The 19,487-nt window shown below is 70.4% G+C and carries 13 protein-coding genes and 2 pseudogenes; 13 read left to right on the plus strand and 2 right to left on the minus strand.

Annotated features, from left to right (window positions below):
- Positions 1-26: 26 nt before the first annotated feature.
- Together ACFPIH_RS48465 and ACFPIH_RS48470 are read right to left on the minus strand one after the other, a co-directional pair.
- Positions 27-1,167 (minus strand): annotated as a pseudogene (locus ACFPIH_RS48465) (aromatic acid exporter family protein).
- A gap of 115 nt (positions 1,168-1,282) precedes the next feature.
- A pseudogene (locus tag ACFPIH_RS48470) lies at positions 1,283-2,040 on the minus strand (ZIP family metal transporter).
- 624 nt (positions 2,041-2,664) lie between these two features.
- Between ACFPIH_RS48470 and ACFPIH_RS48475 the strand changes: the two are divergent.
- The 13 genes from ACFPIH_RS48475 (at position 2,665) to ACFPIH_RS48535 (ending at position 19,484) form a co-directional block, all read left to right on the plus strand.
- A complete protein-coding gene (locus tag ACFPIH_RS48475; protein ID WP_381185341.1) occupies positions 2,665-4,224 on the plus strand; it encodes a flavin-containing monooxygenase in 1,560 nt (519 codons plus the stop codon).
- Between the two features lie 1,042 nt (positions 4,225-5,266).
- Positions 5,267-5,425, plus strand: coding sequence for a class I SAM-dependent methyltransferase (locus ACFPIH_RS48480; RefSeq protein WP_381185445.1), 159 nt, complete (start codon positions 5,267-5,269; stop codon positions 5,423-5,425).
- 1,153 nt (positions 5,426-6,578) lie between these two features.
- The gene (locus ACFPIH_RS48485) at positions 6,579-7,760 is read left to right on the plus strand and encodes an ROK family transcriptional regulator (protein ID WP_381185448.1); all 1,182 of its coding nucleotides are present in this window, start codon (positions 6,579-6,581) and stop codon (positions 7,758-7,760) included.
- A gap of 349 nt (positions 7,761-8,109) precedes the next feature.
- Positions 8,110-9,633: a sugar ABC transporter ATP-binding protein gene (locus ACFPIH_RS48490; protein WP_381185344.1), complete on the plus strand. Its 1,524-nt coding sequence runs from the start codon at positions 8,110-8,112 to the stop codon at positions 9,631-9,633.
- On the plus strand, positions 9,630-10,661 hold the full coding sequence (locus ACFPIH_RS48495; RefSeq protein ID WP_381185346.1) for an ABC transporter permease: 1,032 nt from the start codon (positions 9,630-9,632) through the stop codon (positions 10,659-10,661). The genes ACFPIH_RS48490 and ACFPIH_RS48495 overlap by 4 nt, the downstream gene beginning before the upstream one ends.
- A gap of 95 nt (positions 10,662-10,756) precedes the next feature.
- Positions 10,757-11,806 (plus strand): substrate-binding domain-containing protein, encoded by a 1,050-nt coding sequence (locus ACFPIH_RS48500; RefSeq protein WP_381185349.1) that lies wholly within the window; start codon positions 10,757-10,759, stop codon positions 11,804-11,806.
- A gap of 68 nt (positions 11,807-11,874) precedes the next feature.
- Complete coding sequence (locus ACFPIH_RS48505) at positions 11,875-13,086, plus strand: Gfo/Idh/MocA family protein (RefSeq protein WP_381185352.1); 1,212 nt, start codon at positions 11,875-11,877, stop codon at positions 13,084-13,086.
- Between the two features lie 31 nt (positions 13,087-13,117).
- The gene (locus ACFPIH_RS48510; RefSeq protein WP_381185354.1) at positions 13,118-14,125 is read left to right on the plus strand and encodes a sugar phosphate isomerase/epimerase family protein; all 1,008 of its coding nucleotides are present in this window, start codon (positions 13,118-13,120) and stop codon (positions 14,123-14,125) included.
- A 614-nt stretch (positions 14,126-14,739) separates the two neighbouring features.
- Entirely contained in the window at positions 14,740-15,891 is a 1,152-nt protein-coding gene (locus tag ACFPIH_RS48515) for an inositol-3-phosphate synthase (protein ID WP_381185356.1), read from the plus strand.
- A gap of 83 nt (positions 15,892-15,974) precedes the next feature.
- Positions 15,975-17,129, plus strand: a complete 1,155-nt coding sequence (locus ACFPIH_RS48520; protein ID WP_417801386.1) for a UbiA family prenyltransferase — start codon at positions 15,975-15,977, stop codon at positions 17,127-17,129.
- Positions 17,126-18,001 carry a sugar phosphate isomerase/epimerase family protein gene (locus ACFPIH_RS48525; RefSeq protein ID WP_381185359.1) on the plus strand — a complete coding sequence of 292 codons (876 nt, stop codon included), beginning with the start codon at positions 17,126-17,128 and terminating at the stop codon, positions 17,999-18,001. The genes ACFPIH_RS48520 and ACFPIH_RS48525 overlap by 4 nt, the downstream gene beginning before the upstream one ends.
- Positions 17,998-18,636, plus strand: coding sequence for an EboA domain-containing protein (locus tag ACFPIH_RS48530; RefSeq protein WP_381185361.1), 639 nt, complete (start codon positions 17,998-18,000; stop codon positions 18,634-18,636). Before ACFPIH_RS48525 ends, ACFPIH_RS48530 begins: the two co-directional genes overlap by 4 nt.
- The gene (locus tag ACFPIH_RS48535; RefSeq protein WP_381185362.1) at positions 18,636-19,484 is read left to right on the plus strand and encodes a TatD family hydrolase; all 849 of its coding nucleotides are present in this window, start codon (positions 18,636-18,638) and stop codon (positions 19,482-19,484) included. Before ACFPIH_RS48530 ends, ACFPIH_RS48535 begins: the two co-directional genes overlap by 1 nt.
- Positions 19,485-19,487 lie beyond the last annotated feature (3 nt).

The following is a 19,487-nucleotide window of genomic DNA, read 5'->3' on the forward strand; positions in this document are numbered from 1 at the left end:
CGGAGTACGCCCAGCATGCCTTCTTCTCAGTCCTGGACGAACTGGTCGGCCAGATGGCGGGCCTGGGACAGCAGCGCGCCGTGGGTTGCCAGTGCATCGGGTTCGTCGTGCACAGTGTCGGGCAGCCTCAGGTGGAGTTCGTCGAGGCTGCGGCGCAGTTCATCGACCGCCTCGCGCAGGGCCCCGTCGGCGGACTGCGCTGTGCCGGTTCCTGCGAATTGGGTCTGGCCGTACAGCCCGATGACGCGTGCGGTCTGGCGCAGGAAGTCGGCGTAAGGGCCGGTGATCTGCGGGCCGGGGCGGGCTGCCTTGTCGTTGTGGCTCACGGTCTCCAGCACGGTGCGTGTCACGCCTACGGTGTACACGGCGACATGGTCCAGTACCGCCAGCGCATCGTCGTAGGCCTTGCCGGGCGGGGAGACGGCACCCGTATCGCGGCGTCGGTGATTGCCCCGCATGCTTTCGCGGCTCCAGCCGATCGCGGAGCGGGCCTGATCGACCAGGCGTCCCAGCCGCAGCGCGCGCTCGTGCCACTCGCCGGCCGCGTGATCGTCCCACTCACCGTCGTCCAGCCCCTCGGCCACCGCGTCCAGGATGGCGGCGTCCTGGAGGGCGGCCCGGGTGTCACGCAGGTACACCGGGGGCCGGATCAGTGCGTTGACCGTGATGCCGACCACCGCTCCGAAGGTCGCCTCCGCGATGCGCGCGCCCGAGATCGTGAGGGTGACCTGTCCGTTGGTCAGGACGAACAGTGCGCCGGTGGCGGCGTAGATGCCCTGGCTGCCCAGGCGCTGCCACTGCGCCAGCAGGAGTACCGGGAAGCACGACAACCATCGTGGCCATCGTGCTGTGCACTGCCAACGCGACGGCGGTCGCCGCCACCGTACCGGCCGCGAGCGCCGCCAACTGCTGCAGACCGTGCGCGAGCGACCGGTAGACCGTCGACTCCACCAGCACGACCGCCATCCACGGAGCGACGAACGCCATCGGAGCCTGCAACCACCACCCCGCCACCGCCCACGCCACCCATGCGGCCAGCGCCGCCTTGCCGGCCTGCACCAGCAAATCGCGTTCACGGCCCGGTTCCGTCCACGCCCGCCGCACCGCCCCTACAACAGCCCGGCCATGACGCCGAACCGCCCCTGCTGCCCGACGCGTCCATTTCATGGCACAGCAAGTGCCCACCATCAACGGCAGATGCGCCCCTGTGGGCAGTTTCACGGCAAGCGACGAGGGCCAACGGCACCGGACGCACACGACGGGCTCCACCTCACGTCAGCGGTCAGGTGTGGGAGAGGGCGAAGGAGACCAGGAAGCCGCTGACGGTGATCAGCCCGATGGCCAGGTGCGCGTCGTCGAACGCTTCGGGGATCATCGTGTCGGCGACCATGGCGAGCATCGCCCCGGCCGCCACCGCGGTCACCGCGGTCACCGCGGCGATCATGGCGGGGGAGAAGGAACCGACCACCGTGTAACCGAGGACGGCCGACACCGTGCTCGCGGCGGCGATAGCCGCCCAGACACCGAAGACGTACCCCTTGGTGCGGCTGGCCTTCTTCATCCCCACCGAACTGGACAGCCCCTCGGGAACGTTGCTGATGAACACCGCGGCCACCGTCACCAGACTCACCGCGCCGCCGTCGAGCAGGCTGACGCCGATCACCGCGGACTCCGGCACCCCGTCGAGCAGGGCGCCGAGCGCGAGCGCCGTCCCGGACCCGCCCTGCTCGGCCTCCGAGGGCTGCGCCTGCGCTCGGGCGTGGCCGGAGAGTTTGCGGTGGCGGGCACCTCGGCGGGCCAGCCACACGTTTCCCCCGGTGTAGGCCAAGGCGCCGATGAGAGTGCCCACGGCCGCGGGAGCAAGCCCCGCCTCCTCGACCAGTCGAAGGACACCGCTGAGATCAGCACCCCGGCCCCGAAGGCCATCACGGTCGCGATCACCTTCTGCGGCACCCGTAGCCCGTACCCCAACGCGGCACCGAGCAGCAGCGCCGAGCCCGCCACCAGCCCCCACAGTCCAGCCTCCACCACTTCAGCCATGCCGACACGCCTACTCGCTCCGGATGTGGGATCAACGGGCCGACCGGCGCGGCATACGCCGTCGGCAGGCCACTGGCGGCCAAGGACACGGCCTGCCGGACCTGGCCTCCGATGCATCAAAGCGCACACGGTCGCCGAGCCGGTGATCGACCGGGCGCCGGGGCAGCAGCCACTGCCCCAGGCGGTGAGCCAGGAACTGGGCGACGCCGCGCAGCGCCGCTCGCGCCAGGACGAAGCTCCGGACCAGCCCCAGTAGGGCGGTCAGGGCTCGAAGGCCTGCTTGAGGGCGGGGCGGCAGGTGATGAGGGCGTCGATGCCCACCAGTTGCAGGACGTGCAGGACGTGCAGGGCGGGTTGAAGTAATGCCACTGAGGTTCACCACGACGTCGCGGTCGATTGCGCTTGGGTCTGCTCGGGCGGGGTGACGCCACGGCGTCGGGATCGTTGGCGGTGCGTGATCACACCACTCAAGCGGGGCTTGGCCCCGATCGCCCTGTCGGCCCACGCCGCCGCCGAAACCGCCTCGCCTCAAACCCCATTATCGGGGTCTGCCCGCGGAACGGCTCCGCGGGAGCTGTGTGCGAACTGTGGCCTGTTCGCAGGCCGCCTGGCTGGAGCGTTGCTGTGATCCCGGAGCAGAGGGCGCGGGCTGTCAGGGACGTGCGGGCCGTGGTCGTCGGGGCGGGGTTCTCCGGGGTCGGTGCCGCCGTCCGGCTTCGCGAGGCGGGGTTTGACGACGTGCTGGTTCTGGAGAAGGAGAGGCAACTCGGCGGAACCTGGAGGGAGAACACCTACCCGGGCTGTGCCTGCGATGTGCCCTCGACGCTCTACAGCTACTCCTTCACACCGGATGCCGCATGGAGCAGGGTCTTCGCCGGACAGAGGGAGATCCTCGCCTATCTGCGGGCGACGGCCGAGCGGTACCGGCTTGATGACGTGCTGCGCTGCGGTGTGCAGGTGCTGGGGGCCCGGTGGGACGGGACGGCCGGCCGCTGGCTGCTGGAGACCAGCGACGGAACCTACAGCGCGGCGGTACTGGTCCTGGCCACTGGCCCGTGGCACATCCCGCGCCGCCTGGAGACCCCCGGCCTCGAGGACTTCGACGGGCCCGTGTTCCACACCGCCCAGTGGGACCACAGTGTCGACCTGAGCGGGCGACGGGTGACGGTGGTGGGCACCGGCGCCTCCGCCGTCCAGATCGTCCCGGCCATCGAAGCCCAGGCCGCGACCGTGGACCTCTTCCAGCGCACCGCCCCCTGGGTACTGCCCAAGCCCGATCTGCCGGTCCCCGCAGCGCTCAACCGGCTTGTGGACCGCGTCCCCGGCGCGCGCGGTGCCCTGCGCGCCGGCCAGTACGTCCTGCAGGAGGGCTTCGGCTACGCCTTCCGCCACCCGCAGGCCGGCCGCCTCCTCGAGGCGGGCGCCCGCGCCCACCTGCGCCTCGCGGTCCGCGACCGGCAGCTGCGCCGGCACCTGACACCGGATTACCGGTTGGGCTGCAAACGCCTTCTGACGTCGAGCACCTTCTACCGGGCCCTGTCCCAGCCGCACGTGCGCCTGCGTCCCACCGCCGTGACCGCCGTACGCGGCAACGAGGTCGTCGGCGCCGACGGCACCACCGTCCCCACCGACGTGCTCATCGAAGCCACCGGCTTCCGCGTCGGTGAGCTGCCGCTGGCCACGACCCTGTACGGCACGGACGGCCAGACGCTCGACGAAGTCTGGGGCGGTGAACCGCAGGCGTACCTCGGCACCACCGTGAGCGGCTTCCCCAACCTCTTCCTGCTCCTGGGACCCAACCTGCTCGGGGGCTCCACCTCCGCGATCACTGTCCTGGAAGCCCAGCTGACGTACCTCACCGCTGCCCTGGCCCATCTCGACCAAAGCGGCCACCGCGCTCTGCACGTACGGCCGGACGCACAGGCGGCGCACCACACCGCCGTCCAGGAGGCGCTCGCGACCACGGTCTACAACACGGGCGGCTGCACCAGCTACTACTTCACTCCCAGCGGGCACAACGCCTTCGCCTGGCCGTGGTCCACCGGACGGCTCGTGCGCCGCTTGCGCCATTTCGACGCCGACGCCTACACCTTCGACACACCGGCCCGCCCTCTTCCCCTCCCCGTTCAGGCGAGGCCGCAGCCTGGAGACCGTACGACGGCCGCGAACACCGAGCAGCCATGACGCGGAAGACACAGGCCGCGAGGGTAGTGGTGCGGCTGGTCGTGCGGGGTTCGCCACCTTGTATGTGGCCGTCGATTTCGACATCGACGGCGTGTCGCAGGAGGGGCCGACCGTCGCCGTTGTCGTCCTCGATGTCGTAGCCGTCGTCGGGAAGGTCACGAAACTTCGGCAGGCCTTCGTGCTGGACCGCGCTGTGGCCGGCCGACCGGGACACGGGCTCCTCCGGAAGCGGACTGCGGGTGTGTTCGAAGCGTTTCAGGCAGCCGCATCATCCGTCGGCCGGCCGGCGCCACGACCGCGGTTGTCTGCTCTTTGGGGTGGGCACCGGCGAGCAGCGGCCACACGTTCCGGGCGGGGCCCGTGATCAGGAGCCCGAAGCCCACTATCAGGGCGGCCTGGCAGACGGTCAGTACGCCGATGCGCGCGACGGTCCTGCCAGTACCGCGGGGCAGGACGGACGAGCGGCCCGGCCACACCGCTACGGGTCCTTCTCCAGTCCCTCCGGCGGCTCTTTCCGGCACGGCGGTCGGCATCGGGGCTCCCACGGGTCTGCGGCTCGCGGCGGTCTTCGGCCGGGTGGCATTCACACCCGATCCACTGCCATGTGCCCCCGAAGCGGAGGCACAGACGCTCCGTGACGCGGGAATCCACGAATTCGCGCCCGGGAAGGGGCCGCTGGGGCATCGATCGACGCACCGGGGCCGCTGGTCGTGGTCTTCGTGTGGGGAGTGTCTGGGATGTGAGGCTGGCGTGACCTGGATGCCGGGCGGAAGTCGCGAAGCCAGCAGCAGCGCCTCGCCGTCGGCCGGGGCGGTCACCCGCGGGGCGTCATACAGGCCCGGATTCCCATCGGAGCCTGTGCTGATGGAGTAGTTGGGGGTGGGACGCAATACGGTCCCCGAGGCCGGATGGGCGTTGGTGCACACCGGCATGCCGGAGGCTCGGCAGGCGACGGGGCCTATGCGCGGTCCCGCAGTGGGGTAGTCGCGGCCCTGGTATTGACCTGCCCGCGCTGGCGGAGCGCGTCGGAGTGAACGGCACAGTGATCGGCGTGGACCATGACCCGGCGATGTTCGCCGAGGCCCGCCGACGCACGAGCGGCATGCCCGCGGTGCAGATACGTGAGGGAGACGCCCATGCCTGCCCTCCCCGTCGAGCCCGGCACAGTGGACCGGGCCAGAGCGTGATCTGCTCCCGCTGACAACAGCCGTGGGCAGGCCCGGCGCCACCGCGTCGGCCCACGTTGCAGCCCGGCAGGACGTGGTCCCAAATCAAGCCGCCCTCCGGGGCCACCTCCATACACCTGAACTTCAAGTGGCCTCGCAGCCTGCGCGGATGGCACAGTACCGCTACCGGTTGCTTGCGGGTCGCCGCGCGGTCGGACCGAGCGGCGGAATGTCCCATGTCAGGGCTGCTTGGTGGATTGCTGTCCGGGGTGACATGGCCGCCGTCCACGACGTTGCTCGAGGGGTTGAAAGCCCTGGCAGGCGACCGCCTGAACGATGACGTCGGGGCTTGTTTCGTCGTAGGTCTCGGGTCTGGTGATCGTGGTGGCCGATCCAGGCGCGCTGGCCGGTCGCGGCGGCCTTCTGGCTGTAGCGTGCCTCGGGGTCGTACGGGGTGGCGATCTCCATCGTGGGCCACGACACCCGTGCTGAAGCGGGATCCGGCAGGCCGTCTGCTGAGGCTTTGCCGGTGTTCTTCGGCGGAATCGGCCCGCTTCGTCGTGCCGGTACTGCTGGGCCCAGGTCTGCCGCAGGACCCGCGCTGACCTCAGCTCTCGCAGGCCGGGCGGGGCGTCGTCGTGATAGGTGGCGTGCAGGATGTGCAGCCCGTCCTCACCCCCCCCGCGGCACCCGGGAGTTCAGTGCGTCGCCGCCGCGGGGAAGCCGGTCATGGCGTTTTGGCCGGCAATACCGGTCTGCCCGGTCGGCGGTCACGGGAGCGGTCGGCAATTCCTCGCCCTGCCGTGCGGGGTCCTGCAGAGCACGGCGCGGCGTCTCAGCGACCAGTTCACCCCGGTTCGGACGGCGCACCGCCGCCGGCAAGCGGGTGCGGCACCGGCACGAGAGTCGACTCCTTGAGCGGGCCCGAGATGTCCTGCTCTGGCACCGGGATGATCGCCTGCGACGCGCTCCCGCCGGTGACGCGGACGGCCCTGTCGTATGACTCTCGGAGGTCACCCGAGCTTTGTCCTGCGTGTGGGAAAAGAGGCACCCTGTTGTTGCGTAAGTACTTCCCAGTCTGGAAAATCGTTGTTACGTTCCTCTCCGACAGCCTGGCGGTCGGCCGGCGGGAGACAGGTGTTCGGGTCCCCAGCCGCGGGTGAGGGGAGAGGAGGGATCGTGAGACGGATGACTGCTCGACCGGAGAACGCGCATCAGGCCCGGCTGCTTCGTCTACTGCGGGACAACGGGTCCAACTCCCGTGCCCAGCTGGGTGATCTGGTGGACCTGTCCCGTTCGAAGCTGGCAGTCGAGGTGGACCGGCTGCTGGAGACGGGGCTGGTTGTCGCGGACGGGCTTGCCCCCTCCCGGGGCGGTCGCCGGTCGCACAACATCCGGCTCGCGCCGACGCTGCGTTTCCTCGGTGTCGATATCGGTGCCACGTCGATCGACGTCGCCGTGACGAACGCGGAGTTGGAGGTCCTGGGGCATCTGAATCAACCCATGGATGTCCGGGAGGGCCCGGTGGCGGTCTTCGAGCAAGTGCTGTCCATGGCTGCCAAGTTGAGGGCCTCCGGGCTCGCGGAGGGCTTCGACGGCGCAGGCATCGGCGTCCCGGGGCCGGTTCGCTTCCCCGAAGGCGTACCGGTGGCTCCGCCGATCATGCCGGGCTGGGACGGCTTCCCGGTGCGGGAGGCGCTCAGCCAGGAACTCGCCTGCCCGGTCATGGTCGACAACGACGTGAACCTGATGGCGATGGGGGAGCAGCACGCGGGCGTCGCACGCTCCGCGGCCGACTTCCTCTGCGTCAAGATCGGCACCGGCATCGGCTGCGGCATCGTCGTCGGTGGCGAGGTCTACCGCGGTACGACAGGCAGTGCCGGCGACATCGGTCATATCCAGGTGGAACCGGGAGGTCGCGCGTGCGCGTGTGGCAACCGGGGCTGCCTGGAGGCTCACTTCAGCGGCGCCGCGTTGGCCGATGACGCGGAGAGGGCCGCGTGTGAGGGCCGGTCGGCACAGCTCGCTGCCCGGCTGGAGACGGCCGGGCGTTTGACGGCCGAGGACGTGTCGGCTGCCGCGGCGGCAGGGGACGCGGTGGCACGGGAGCTGATTCGGGAGGGCGGCAAGCGTCTGGGTCAGGTCATCGCCGGGCTTGTCAGTTTCTTCAATCCTGGGCTGGTGGTAATCGGTGGCGGTGTGACCGGGCTCGGGCACACGTTGCTGGCCAGTGTCCGGACCGAGGTGTACCGGCAGTCGTTGCCACTGGCCACGCGCAACCTGCCGATCGTGCTGGGTGAGTTGGGGCCGGCGGCCGGAGCCATCGGCGCGGCCCGGCTCATCAGCGACCACGTCTTCTCACCGGCCTGACGGCTGCCCGACCCCGCAGGCGGGAGACCACCACTCGCGCCACTACAACCCCGTGGCGTCACCGCGACGAAGCGTCACCGCAACTGAGCTCACGTCACCACCCGCCCACGGCGCCTCGGCAACCCCATGGCGCCATCGGAACTTCCGCAGTACCGCCGTAACCACCGCATGAATCGTCGGCGGCCAGTTCCCGCCGGGGCATGGTTGCCGGGCCATTGGGCCTGCCCTGCCGCCCAACCTGTACGTCCCAGCGCACACCACGTCAGGGCCCTCCAGTGCCGCCCATGTACCCGAACCACCCTGTCCAGCCCTGCCCGCTCACGGCCCGCATCCGCCGAGGGGATTCCTCATGGCACCACAACCACCCCTGCTCACCATGTCCGGTATCACCAAGTCGTTCCCGGGTGTTCGCGCCCTGGACGGTGTGGATCTCGAGGTCCTGGCCGGTGAGGTCCACTGCCTCCTCGGCCAGAACGGGGCCGGCAAGTCCACTTTGATCAAAGTGCTCGCCGGAGCTCACCAGCCGGACAGCGGTGAGATCACCTGGCGGGATGAGCCCGTGACCTTGGGATCACCGATCGCCGCCATGCGACTCGGCATCGCCACCATCTACCAGGAACTCGATCTGATCGAGGGGCTGTCCGTCGCCGAGAACGTCTTCCTCGGGCACGAACCCACGTCAGCCGGGTTCGTCGTGCGCGGCTCTGCCGCCCGTACGTCGACCGCGGAGTTGCTGAGGCGTCTGGGGCACTCGGAGATCGATCCGACGAGGCTCGTCGGTGACCTGTCCGCGGCGCAGCAGCAGATCGTCTCGATGGCCCGCGCGCTGTCCCACGAGGTCCGGTTGATCGTGATGGACGAGCCGTCGGCTGCGCTCGACCCCGAAGAAGTGGACAACCTTTTCAGGATCGTGGGCGATCTGACGGCCGATGGTGTCGCCGTCATCTACATCTCCCACCGTCTTGAGGAGATCCGGCGCATCGGCGACCGGGTCACGGTCCTGAAGGAGGGCCGGTCGGTTGCGGGCGGTCTGCCCGCCAAGTCGACGCCGACCCATGAGGTCGTGGCGCTGATGACCGGGCGGAATGTGGAGTACGTCTTCCCCGAGCGCCCCAAGGCCGGGTTTGCCACGGGGCGGGAGCCGGTGCTGAAGGTCGAAGGGCTGACCCGGCGAGGGGAGTTCACGCCCGTCGATCTGGAGTTGCGGCCCGGTGAGATCGTCGGTCTTGCCGGGCTCGTCGGGTCCGGGCGCAGCGAGATCCTGGAGACGATCTACGGGGCTCGCAAGCCCGACGGCGGCCGTGTCCTCGTCGACGGCACACCCCTGCGCCCGGGAAGTGTCCGCGCCGCCGTTCGCGCCGGCATCGGCCTCGCGCCCGAGGAACGCAAGGCGCAGGGCCTGCTGATGCTGGAGTCGGTCAGCAGCAACGTCTCGGTCTCCACCCTGTCCCGGTTCTCCCGCGCGGGCTGGCTCGACCGGCGTAGCGAGCGAGCCGCGGCGCATCAGGCGGTTCGGGAACTGTCCCTGCGGCCGGACAATCCCGATGCCGCGATCAGGACCCTGTCCGGCGGCAACCAGCAGAAGGCGGTGCTCGCACGCTGGCTGTTGCGAGGCTGCAAGGTGCTGCTGCTGGACGAGCCGACCAGGGGGGTCGACATCGGCGCCAGGGCGGAGCTCTACGCAGTGATTCGCCGACTGGCCGACGAGGGCCTTGCCGTACTTCTCGTGTCCAGCGAGGTGCCCGAAGTCCTGGGTCTCGCCGACCGGGTGCTGGTGCTCCGTGAAGGCAGCGTCGTGCACACGGCGGACGCCCGGGAGCTCGACGAGCACCGTGTACTTGATCTTGTGATGGAAGGGAGCCTGACGCCATGACGCAGCCGGCCACTGCGGCGCAGAAGGAAGCGCCGACGTCCGCCGCCAAGTCCGCGGGGGGCCAGGAGAGTTCACGCCGACTCGGTCTGCGGTGGGACGTACGCAGTCTGTCATTGCTCGGAGTCCTCGCCGTCCTCGTCGCGGTCGGTGGCATCACCGCACCGGACGAGTTCCTTGCGACCAGCAATCTCCAGCTCGTCCTCACCCAGGCGTCCGTGATCGGCGTCGTCACCGTCGGCATGACGTTCGTCATCACCAGCGGCGGGATCGACCTGTCGGTCGGCGCGATCGTGGCGCTCTCCTCGGTGTGGGCGACGACCGTGGCCACGCAGGAGTTCGGCTTCGCGGGCATTCTCTTCACCGCTGTGATCGTTGGTGTGGGCTGTGGTCTCGTGAACGGTGTGCTGGTCGCCTACGGGAGGATGGTGCCGTTCATCGCGACGTTGGCCATGCTCGCCTCCGCCCGGGGCCTGGCGTTGCAGATCACGGACGGCAGCACCCAGATCGTGAGCGTCGAATCGGTGCTCGATCTCGGTGCCAGGGACGCCTACATCCTCGGCATCCCGCCCCTTGCCCTGATCTTCGCCGCGGTCACCGTCATCGGCTGGCTGCTGCTCAACCGCACCACCTTCGGCCGCCGCACCGTCGCCGTCGGCGGCAACGCGGAAGCGGCACGACTAGCAGGCATCGACGTGCGTCGCCAGCGCCTGTATCTGTACCTGCTGTCCGGACTGTGCTGCGGTATCGCCGCGTTCATGCTGATCGTGCTCGCCGGGTCGGGTCAGAACACCAACGGCAACCTCTACGAGCTGGACGCCATCGCAGCGGCGATCATCGGCGGCACCCTGCTCAGCGGCGGTCGCGGCACCATCGTCGGCTCCGTCCTCGGTGTTCTGGTCTTCACCACGATCACCAACATCTTCGCTCTGAACAACCTCGAGACCGCTGTCCAGCAGATCGCGAAGGGCGCCATCATCGTCGCCGCCGTCCTGGTCCAGCGTCGCTCGCTGCGTGGCGGCGACGCCTGACGCCGTGCAGCACCGCTGGACGGCGGCCCCCGACACCGTCGTCCGGCACCCCCACTTCCTCCCCGCACACCGCCCAGTCGAAGGGTCGATCCGCCATGGCAAGAACCCCCGCCACCAGCCGCAGAGCACTGCTGTTCGGCACCGCAGCCGTTTCCGCCGGCGCGCTGCTGACGGCCTGCACCAGCAATGAGCCCAAGAACCAGGAAAAGGCCGCGGACAACGCTGCCCCGGTCGCGGACGACAAGCCGGGCAAGGCCGTCACCATCGGCTTCGCCGGCCCCCAGGCCGACCACGGCTGGCTCAACGCCATCAACGACAACGCCAAGTCGCGTGCGAAGAAATACTCCGACGTCACGCTGGAAATCACCGAGGGGTCCAACGACACCGCCCAGCAGATCGGCCAGATCCAGACGCTGATCAACAAGAAGGTCGACGTCCTGGTGGTCCTGCCGGCCGACGGCAAGGCACTCACCCAGGTCGGCCTGCAGGCCATGAGGGCGGGTATCCCCGTCGTCAACCTGGACCGTGTGTTCGCCTCCCCGCAGGCGTACCGCTGCTGGATCGGCGGAGACAACTACGGCATGGGACTCAACGCCGGCCACTACATCGGCGAACAGCTCAAGGACAAGAAGAACGCCAAGGTCGTCGAACTCGCCGGCCTCGACAACCTCGAACTGACGCAGCAGCGCACCAGGGGCTTCGACGACGCTTTGAAGAACTACCCGAACATCAAGAAGGTGGCCCGCCAGGCGGCCGACTTCACGGTCGAGTCCGGCCAGGCCAAGATGGCGCAACTGCTGCAGGCCCAGTCGCAGTTCGACGCGCTGTGGAACCACGACGACGACCAGGGCGTGGGCGCGCTGCGCGCCATCGACCAGGCCGGCCGCGACGACTTCCTGATGGTCGGCGGCGCGGGTGCCAAGTCCGCGATGGAGGCCATCAAGGCCGGCAACAGCGTGCTCAAGGCGACCGTCCTGTACCCGCCGACGATGGCCGCCTCCGCCATCGATCTCGCCCGGGCGCTCGGCCAGGGCAAGGGCGTCGGCGGCCTCGCCGAGTTCGAGATCCCGTCCTCGCTGACCCTCTACTCCGCCGTGGTCACCAAGGACAACGTCGACCAGTACCTGCCGACCGGCTTCATCTGACCGGTCCGGGCCGCGTGCCCCATGAACACAGCGACGAGTCAGTGACACTCCGACGAGGAGGAATCCGTATGGAACAGAGGGACAGTCCAACCGCACCGGCACTCGGCGTGGGCATGGTCGGCTACGCGTTCATGGGCGCCGCACACTCGCAAGGGTGGCGCACCGTAGGGCACGTGTTCGACCTGCCGCTGCGGCCGGTCCTGGCCGCGATCGCCGGCCGCGACGCGCACGCCGTGCGGGCGGCGGCCGACAAGCATGGCTGGGCCTCGGCGGAGACCGACTGGCGCGCCCTCATAGCCCGCGACGACGTGCAACTCGTCGACATCTGCACACCGGGCGACAGCCATGCGGAAATCGCAATCGCGGCACTGGAGGCGGGCAAGCACGTGCTGTGCGAGAAGCCGCTGGCCAATTCGGTCGCCGAGGCGGAGGCGATGGCCGCGGCCGCCGAAGCGGCCCGCTCGCGCGGGCAGTTGGCCATGGTGGGCTTCAACTACCGGCGCGTGCCCGCCCTCACCTACGCCCGCCGCCTCATCGCCGAGGGCAGGCTCGGCACGTTGCGCCACGTGCGGGTCAGCTATCTCCAGGACTGGCTGGTCGACCCCGACTTCCCGCTGACGTGGCGGTTGCAACGGGAGCACGCGGGATCGGGGGCGCTCGGCGACCTCGGCGCGCATATCGTCGACCTCGCTCAGTACCTGGCGGGCGAGGTGCTGGTCGGGGTCTCCGCCCAGATGGAGACCTTCGTCAGGGAACGCCCCCGCCTCGACGGTGCCTCCTTGGGCCTGACCGCCTCCGGCGGCACCCAGCGTGGGCCGGTGACGGTCGACGACGCGGCCGTCTTCACCGGCCGGCTCGCCTCGGGAGCACTCGCCACGTTCGAGGCGACCCGGATGGCGTCCGGGCGCAAGAACGCCCTGCGGCTGGAGATCAACGGCGAGTTCGGTTCGCTCGCCTTCGACCTCGAGCGGCTCAACGAGCTGTCCTTCCACGACCACCGGGAACCCGCCGCCACGGCGGGGTTCCGCAGGATCGTCGTCACCGAGGCCGAACATCCCTACCTGGAGGGCTGGTGGCCGCCGGGCCACGTGCTCGGCTACGAGCACACCTTCGCCCACCAGGCCCGCGACCTGGTCGAGGCCATCGCCTCCGGCACCGACCCGATGCCTTCGTTCGCCGACGGTCTGCAGGTGCAACGGGTACTCGCCGCGGTGGAGGAGAGCGCGCAGAAGAACGCCGTCTACACCCCTGTCCAGGCCGTCGAGGCCGAAGTCCGGTAGAGATCCGGCAGGAACCCCGCTCGGAGGCACCATGCCACGCCCGTTCACCCTGTTCACCGGTCAGTGGGCCGATCTGCCGTTGGAGGAAGTCTGCCGACGGGCCGCCGACTTCGGCTACGACGGCCTCGAACTTGCCTGCTGGGGCGACCACTTCGAGGTCGACAAGGCCCTGGCCGATCCGTCCTACCTGGCCGGTCGGCACGCCCTGCTGGAGAAGTACGGCCTGAAGTGCTGGGCGATCTCCAACCACCTTGTCGGCCAGGCCGTCTGTGACAATCCCATCGACGAACGGCACCAGGGCATCCTGCCCGCCCGCATCTGGGGCGACGGAGATCCGGAGGGCGTACGCAGGCGTGCCGCGGCCGAGATCAAGGACACGGCGCGTGCCGCGGCCGCCTTCGGCGTCGACACGGTCGTCGGTTTCACCGGATCGTCGATCTGGCATCTGGTGGCGATGTTCCCGCCGGTTCCGGAGCGGATGATCGAGCGCGGTTACGAGGACTTCGCGGAGCGCTGGAACCCGATCCTGGACGTGTTCGACGCCGAGGGCGTCCGCTTCGCCCACGAGGTCCATCCGAGCGAGATCGCCTACGACTACTGGACCACCAAACGCGCCTTGGAAGCGGTGGACGACCGACCTGCCTTCGGGCTCAACTTCGACCCCAGCCACTTCGTCTGGCAGGACCTGGACCCGGTCGGCTTCCTCTACGACTTCCGAGACCGGATCTACCACGTCGACTGCAAGGAGGCCCGCAAGCGTCTGGACGGGCGCAACGGGCGGCTCGGCTCCCATCTGCCCTGGGGTGACCCGCGGCGCGGTTGGGACTTCGTCTCCGCCGGGCACGGCGACGTTCCCTGGGAGGACGTGTTCCGGATGCTGCGTTCGATCGGCTACGAAGGGCCGGTCTCCGTGGAGTGGGAGGACGCCGGCATGGACCGTCTCGTAGGTGCGCCGCAAGCACTCGCCCATCTGAAGCGATTCGACTTCGACCCGCCTTCGGCGTCCTTCGACGCCGCCTTCGGAGGCCGCGACAACTAGGCCGTTCTGGAAGGCTAGGCGCTCCGCGGTAAGAGGTGCATGCCGCCGGTTTCGAGCGGCGCCGTGGTGGCAGGCCGCGCCTCGCGGCGAAGCAGCAAATCGGCACAGCTCACGCCCGGTCGGGGCGCCGGCGAACCGTGTCTGCCTACCCCCGACCTGCTGGGAGCCGACCAGGTCAGTGCCCGGCGGCGGGAGAGCCGCCGGGCTGATCAGGGCTGCCCGGACACGGCTTTGTCCTGATCAAGGAAGAAGTCCGCCGTATTCATTGCGCAAGGGGTTCCGGTCAAGGACGAACGAGGCTACGGTCCCTTCGTATACAGGCACCACACAGTGGTTCGAGACTGACGGCCCATTCAGGTCGCATGGCGCACCGCTCGTTCGACCGGCCCACGGAGGACGGCCCTGCACAGCGCAGGGCCAGGAACCCTCAGGTACCCCGCATCTCTCACGGTGGCACTTTGCCGCCCACTCGCACGCCGTAACCGCGCAGCCACGGAGCAGCCCTCCTGGGTCGCGGCCAAAGCCGCCCAAATGTGGGCGGTGGGCGGGAAGCCCCGAGCGCCCACCCACCGTCCACACCACATCGGAACATCGACATGGCAGGGAGGCCGCCCGTGAACAACGACGGGAACGCATCGGAGCCCCAGATCGGCGGGCGGACCGCACGCACCGGTGTCTGGTTCGTCGGAGCCCGAGGATCGGTGGCCACCACCGCCGTCGCCGGATGCGCGGCCGTCACCGCCGGACTGCATCCGCCGACCGGCATGGTCACCGAGACTCCACCGTTCGACGGCACCGGTCTGCCGCCCCTGCCCTCACTCGTCTTCGGCGGCCACGACACCGCCCACTGCCCGCTGCCCAAGCGGGCCGAACACCTCACCGAAGCGGGCGTCCTGCCGCACGGGCTCGCCTCCGCCGTGCGCACCGAACTCCAGGCCGCGGACGAGGAGATACGGCTCGGCGGCCCGCTCCCGGATGACAGTCGCGGCGACGGGGAACTCATCGTTGACTTCACCGCCGACCTCACCTCGTTCCGCGTGCGCAACGCACTGGCACGGGTGGTCGTCGTCAACGTCTCCTCCACAGAGCCCCTGCCCGCCCCCGACGCCGAACGCCTGCCGCCCAGCTCCCTCTACGCGGCCGCCGCCCTGCGAGCCGGCTGCCCCTACGTCAACTTCACGCCGTCCACCGGGCTGCGCACCCCGGCTCTCACGGACGCCGCCGCGGCCGGCGGACTTCCCCACGCGGGCCGTGACGGCAAGACCGGCCAGACGCTGCTGCGGGCCGTGCTCGCCCCGATGTTCGTCCAGCGCGCCCTGGAGGTAAGGGCCTGGTCCGGCACCAATCTGCTGGGCGGAGGTGACGGGGCGGCACTGGCCGACCCGGGCGCGGCTGCAGCGAAGAACGCCGGCAAGGAACGCGTCCTGACCGAGACCCTCGGGCACACGCCGGAGGGTGAGGTGCACATCGACGACGTACCGGTGCTCGGTGACTGGAAGACCGCCTGGGACCACGTCGCCTTCGAAGGCTTCCTCGGCTCGCGCATGATCCTCCAGACCATCTGGCAGGGCTGCGACTCGGCCCTGGCCGCACCGCTCGTCCTGGACCTGGCCCGTCTGGTCGCCCGCGCCCACGAGGCGGGCCTGTCCGGCCCGCTCCCGGAACTGGGCTTCTACTTCAAGGACCCGGACGCGGGCCCGTCGGGCCTCTCGGAGCAGTTCACCGCGCTGCTTTCGTTCGCCGACCGCCTGCGGGAGGCGCAGTGATCTGCTTCCTTCTGTCCCGCCTCGCCCCACCCGCACCGACGCACGCCCTGAGACGCACACGACCGGGGAACGATCAGGGCCCCGTGAGCCCCGCACTGCGGTACGGGCGGCGGGCGCGGCTGCGGGACTGGGCCGAACTGCTCCGCGTCTCCGCGGTGTTCACCGTGCCCGGTGACGCCCTCGCCGGTGCCGCGGCCACCGGGCTGCGGCCCAACCGGGGCACCGCGTACGCCGTGGGCGCGTCGCTCTGCCTCTACGAGGCGGGCATGGCGCTCAACGACTGGGCCGACCGTGACGAGGACGCCGAAGACCGCCCCCATCGCCCCGTCCCCTCCGGCCGTATCTCTCCGACGGCGGCGCTGGGCGCAGCCGGAGTCCTCACCGCGGCGGGCCTGACGTTCGCCGCCCGCGCCGGCCGCCCCACACTCGCGGTGGCGTCGGCACTGACCGCCACGGTCTGGGCGTACGACCTCCGGTTGAAGCACACCCCCGCGGCCCCGGCGGCGATGGCCGCGGCCCGCGCGCTGGACCTCCTGCTCGGCGCCACGGCCACCATGTCAGAGCCCAGCGCGACGCGGTCCCGCCGAAGAGCCGCCGACACGGCACCGCCCGCGTCCGCTCCCGGCCCGCTGCCGCGACGAGGCGGTGCCACAGCGCCGTCCGGTCCTGTCTCAGGCGCTCCCGCTGCCGGACCGGCGCTCTCAGGTCCGGGCGCTCGCACACCGCGGGGCGGGGCTGTGGCCGTGAGCGGGGAACCACAGCCCCTGATGTCCCGTCAGGGGCGGGACAAAGGACAGGGACGGGGCGGGGGACATTCCGCCACGCCCGGCACCGCCCTTCGCACCGCCGCCTCGGCCGTCGCGCTGGCCGCCCACACCTACGCCGTCACCGCCGTCTCGCGGCACGAGGCGCACGGCGGTTCCACACTCACCCCCATCGCCGCCCTCGGCACGACAACCGCCCTCGGCCTGCTGTCGGCACGGACACACGCGACGGCAGGGCCCATCCCGGCATGTGCGGCCGCCGCGTACGTCCGTACCGCTGCCATTCCCTGCCTGCACGCCGCCCTCAACCCGTCGCCGCCCCTCACGCAGCGCGCCGTCGGCGGCGGGATCCGCGCCATGATTCCGCTCCAGGCCGCGCTCGCCGCCCGGTCCGGGGCGAACGTCACCGCTCTCGCCGTGCTGGGGCTCGTACCCGTGGCCCGCACGCTCGCACGGAAGGTGAGTCTCACTTGAGCCGCCGACAGGGACTCCGCCTCGGTTACGGCACCAACGGTCTCACCGACCTCCGTCTCGACGACGCCCTCGGCCTGCTCGCCGACCTGGGGTACGACGGCGTCGGGCTCACGCTCGACCACATGCACCTCGACCCGCTCGCCCCCGATCTCGCCGCCCGTACCGCCGGAATCGCGCGTCGGCTCGGCGCGCTCGGTCTCACCGCGACCGTCGAGACCGGCGCTCGCTACGTGCTCGACCCGTACCGCAAGCACGGTCCGTCGCTGCTCGACCCGGACCCCGAGGGGCGTGCCGTCCGCAGCCGGCTGCTGATCACGGCGGTCAGGGTCGCGGCGGACCTCGGAGCGCACGCCGTGCACTGCTTCAGCGGCAGCACGCCGCCCGGCACCGACGACGACACCGCGTGGCAGCGCCTGCACGAAGCGCTCGAGCCCGTGCTTGACGCCGCGGCCACAGCCGGCGTGCCGCTGGCGATCGAACCCGAACCGGGCCACCTCCTCGCCACCCTCGCCGACTTCCATCACCTGCGCACGTCGCTCGGCAGCCCTCCTCCGCTCGGCCTCACCCTCGACATCGGCCACTGCCAGTGCCTGGAGCCGGATCCGCCCGCCGAGTGCGTCCGTGCAGCCGCGCCCTGGCTGCGGCATGTGCAGATCGAGGACATGCGCCGCGGGGTGCACGAGCATCTGCCGTTCGGCGACGGCGAGATCGACTTCCCGCCCGTACTGGACGCGCTCGCCGCCACCGGCTACCAGGGCCTCACCGTCGTCGAGCTGCCCCGCCACTCCCACGCAGGGCCCGAACTGGCCCGGTCCTCCGTCGAGTTCCTCCGGACCGTGGCAGCCACTACGAAGGGAGCGTCGGCAGCATGACGCAAACGCCTCCCTGGACCCGCGACAACATCACCGCGGCGCTGTCCGACGACACCGCGCGCGCCTGGTTCGACGAAGCGCTGACCGACGCCGCGTCCGCGGCACAGACACCGCCGGCGGTCACCTCCCCGTACCTCGCCCACACCTGGGAGCTGCGGTTCGCCACCGCCGGGCGGCATTGCGGCCACGGCAACGCGGACGCCGTCCGTACGCTGCTGCTGGTCGAGGCCCGGGCAGGACTCGACACGCTGACCCGGCTCTACCAGCACGGCAGTGCCGCCGAACGCCGCGCCGTGCTCCCTGCACTGCCGGCCCTGGTCGCAGGACCGCACGCCGTCCACCTCGTCGAGGACGCTCTGCGCAGCAACGACACCAGGCTCGTCGCCGCCGCCGTCGGCCCGTACGCCGCCGCCCACCTCGATCCGCACGCCTGGCGTCACGCCGTCCTGAAGTGCCTTTTCGCCGGCGTCTCCCTCGACGCGGTCGCGAGCCTGGCGCAGCGGGCGGCCGGCGACGGCGAACTGGCACGCATGCTCACCGACTACGCCGCCGAGCGAACAGCCGCCGGCCGCGACGTCCCCGACGACCTCGGTCGCGTGCTGACCCTGACGGGCGAAGCGCCCAAGGAGCTTTGATGCGTATCTTCGACCCGCACATCCATATGACGTCCCGCACCACCGACGACTACGAGGCGATGTACGCCGCCGGTGTGCGCGCCGTCGTCGAACCGTCCTTCTGGCTGGGGCAGCCCCGCACCTGTCCCGCCAGCTTCTTCGACTACTTCGACGCCCTCCTCGGCTGGGAGCCCTTCCGCGCCGCCCAGTACGGCATCGCCCATCACTGCACCATCGCGCTCAACCCCAAAGAGGCCAACGACCCACGCTGCACGCCGGTTCTGGACGCCCTGCCCCGCTACCTCGTCAAGGACGGCGTCGTCGCCGTCGGCGAGATCGGCTACGACTCCATGACACCGGCCGAGGACATCACGCTGGCCGCCCAGCTCCAGCTCGCCGCCGACCATGGCCTGCCCGCCCTGGTCCACACGCCCCACCGCGACAAGCTCGCCGGTCTGCACCGCACCGTGGACGTCGTCCACGAGTCGAGCCTGCCGATGGAGCGGGTGCTGTTCGACCACCTCAACGAGATGACCGTCAAACGCGCGAAGGACAGCGGCTGCTGGCTCGGCTTCTCCGTCTACCCGGACACCAAGATGGACGAGGACCGCATGGTCGGGATTCTGAGGACGTACGGAACGGAGAAGGTCCTCGTCAACTCGGCGGCCGACTGGGGAAAGAGCGACCCGCTGAAAACCCGCAAGGTCGCCGACGCCATGCTCGCGGCCGGCTTCGGCGAGGACGATGTCGACCAGGTGCTGTGGCGCAACCCGGTCGCCTTCTATGGCCTCAGCGGCCGTCTTCGGCTCGAAGTCCCCGAGGCGGAGGGCCTGCACGAGGGCAACTCCATCCTGCGCGGGGGCGAGTAGGGC

Origin of the sequence: Streptomyces vulcanius (assembly GCF_042653945.1) — a bacterium.
GTDB classification, from domain to species: Bacteria; Actinomycetota; Actinomycetes; order Streptomycetales; family Streptomycetaceae; genus Streptomyces; species Streptomyces mangrovi.

Excerpts from the sequence above, each read along its gene's own strand:
- ACFPIH_RS48485 (WP_381185448.1), top strand. The coding sequence starts at position 6,579 with ATGACTGCTCGACCGGAGAACGCGCATCAGGCCCGGCTGCTTCGTCTA.
- ACFPIH_RS48490 (WP_381185344.1), top strand. The coding sequence starts at position 8,110 with ATGGCACCACAACCACCCCTGCTCACCATGTCCGGTATCACCAAGTCG.
- ACFPIH_RS48495 (WP_381185346.1), top strand. The coding sequence starts at position 9,630 with ATGACGCAGCCGGCCACTGCGGCGCAGAAGGAAGCGCCGACGTCCGCC.
- ACFPIH_RS48500 (WP_381185349.1), top strand. The coding sequence starts at position 10,757 with ATGGCAAGAACCCCCGCCACCAGCCGCAGAGCACTGCTGTTCGGCACC.
- ACFPIH_RS48505 (WP_381185352.1), top strand. The coding sequence starts at position 11,875 with ATGGAACAGAGGGACAGTCCAACCGCACCGGCACTCGGCGTGGGCATG.
- ACFPIH_RS48510 (WP_381185354.1), top strand. The coding sequence starts at position 13,118 with ATGCCACGCCCGTTCACCCTGTTCACCGGTCAGTGGGCCGATCTGCCG.
- ACFPIH_RS48530 (WP_381185361.1), top strand. The coding sequence starts at position 17,998 with ATGACGCAAACGCCTCCCTGGACCCGCGACAACATCACCGCGGCGCTG.
- ACFPIH_RS48535 (WP_381185362.1), top strand. The coding sequence starts at position 18,636 with ATGCGTATCTTCGACCCGCACATCCATATGACGTCCCGCACCACCGAC.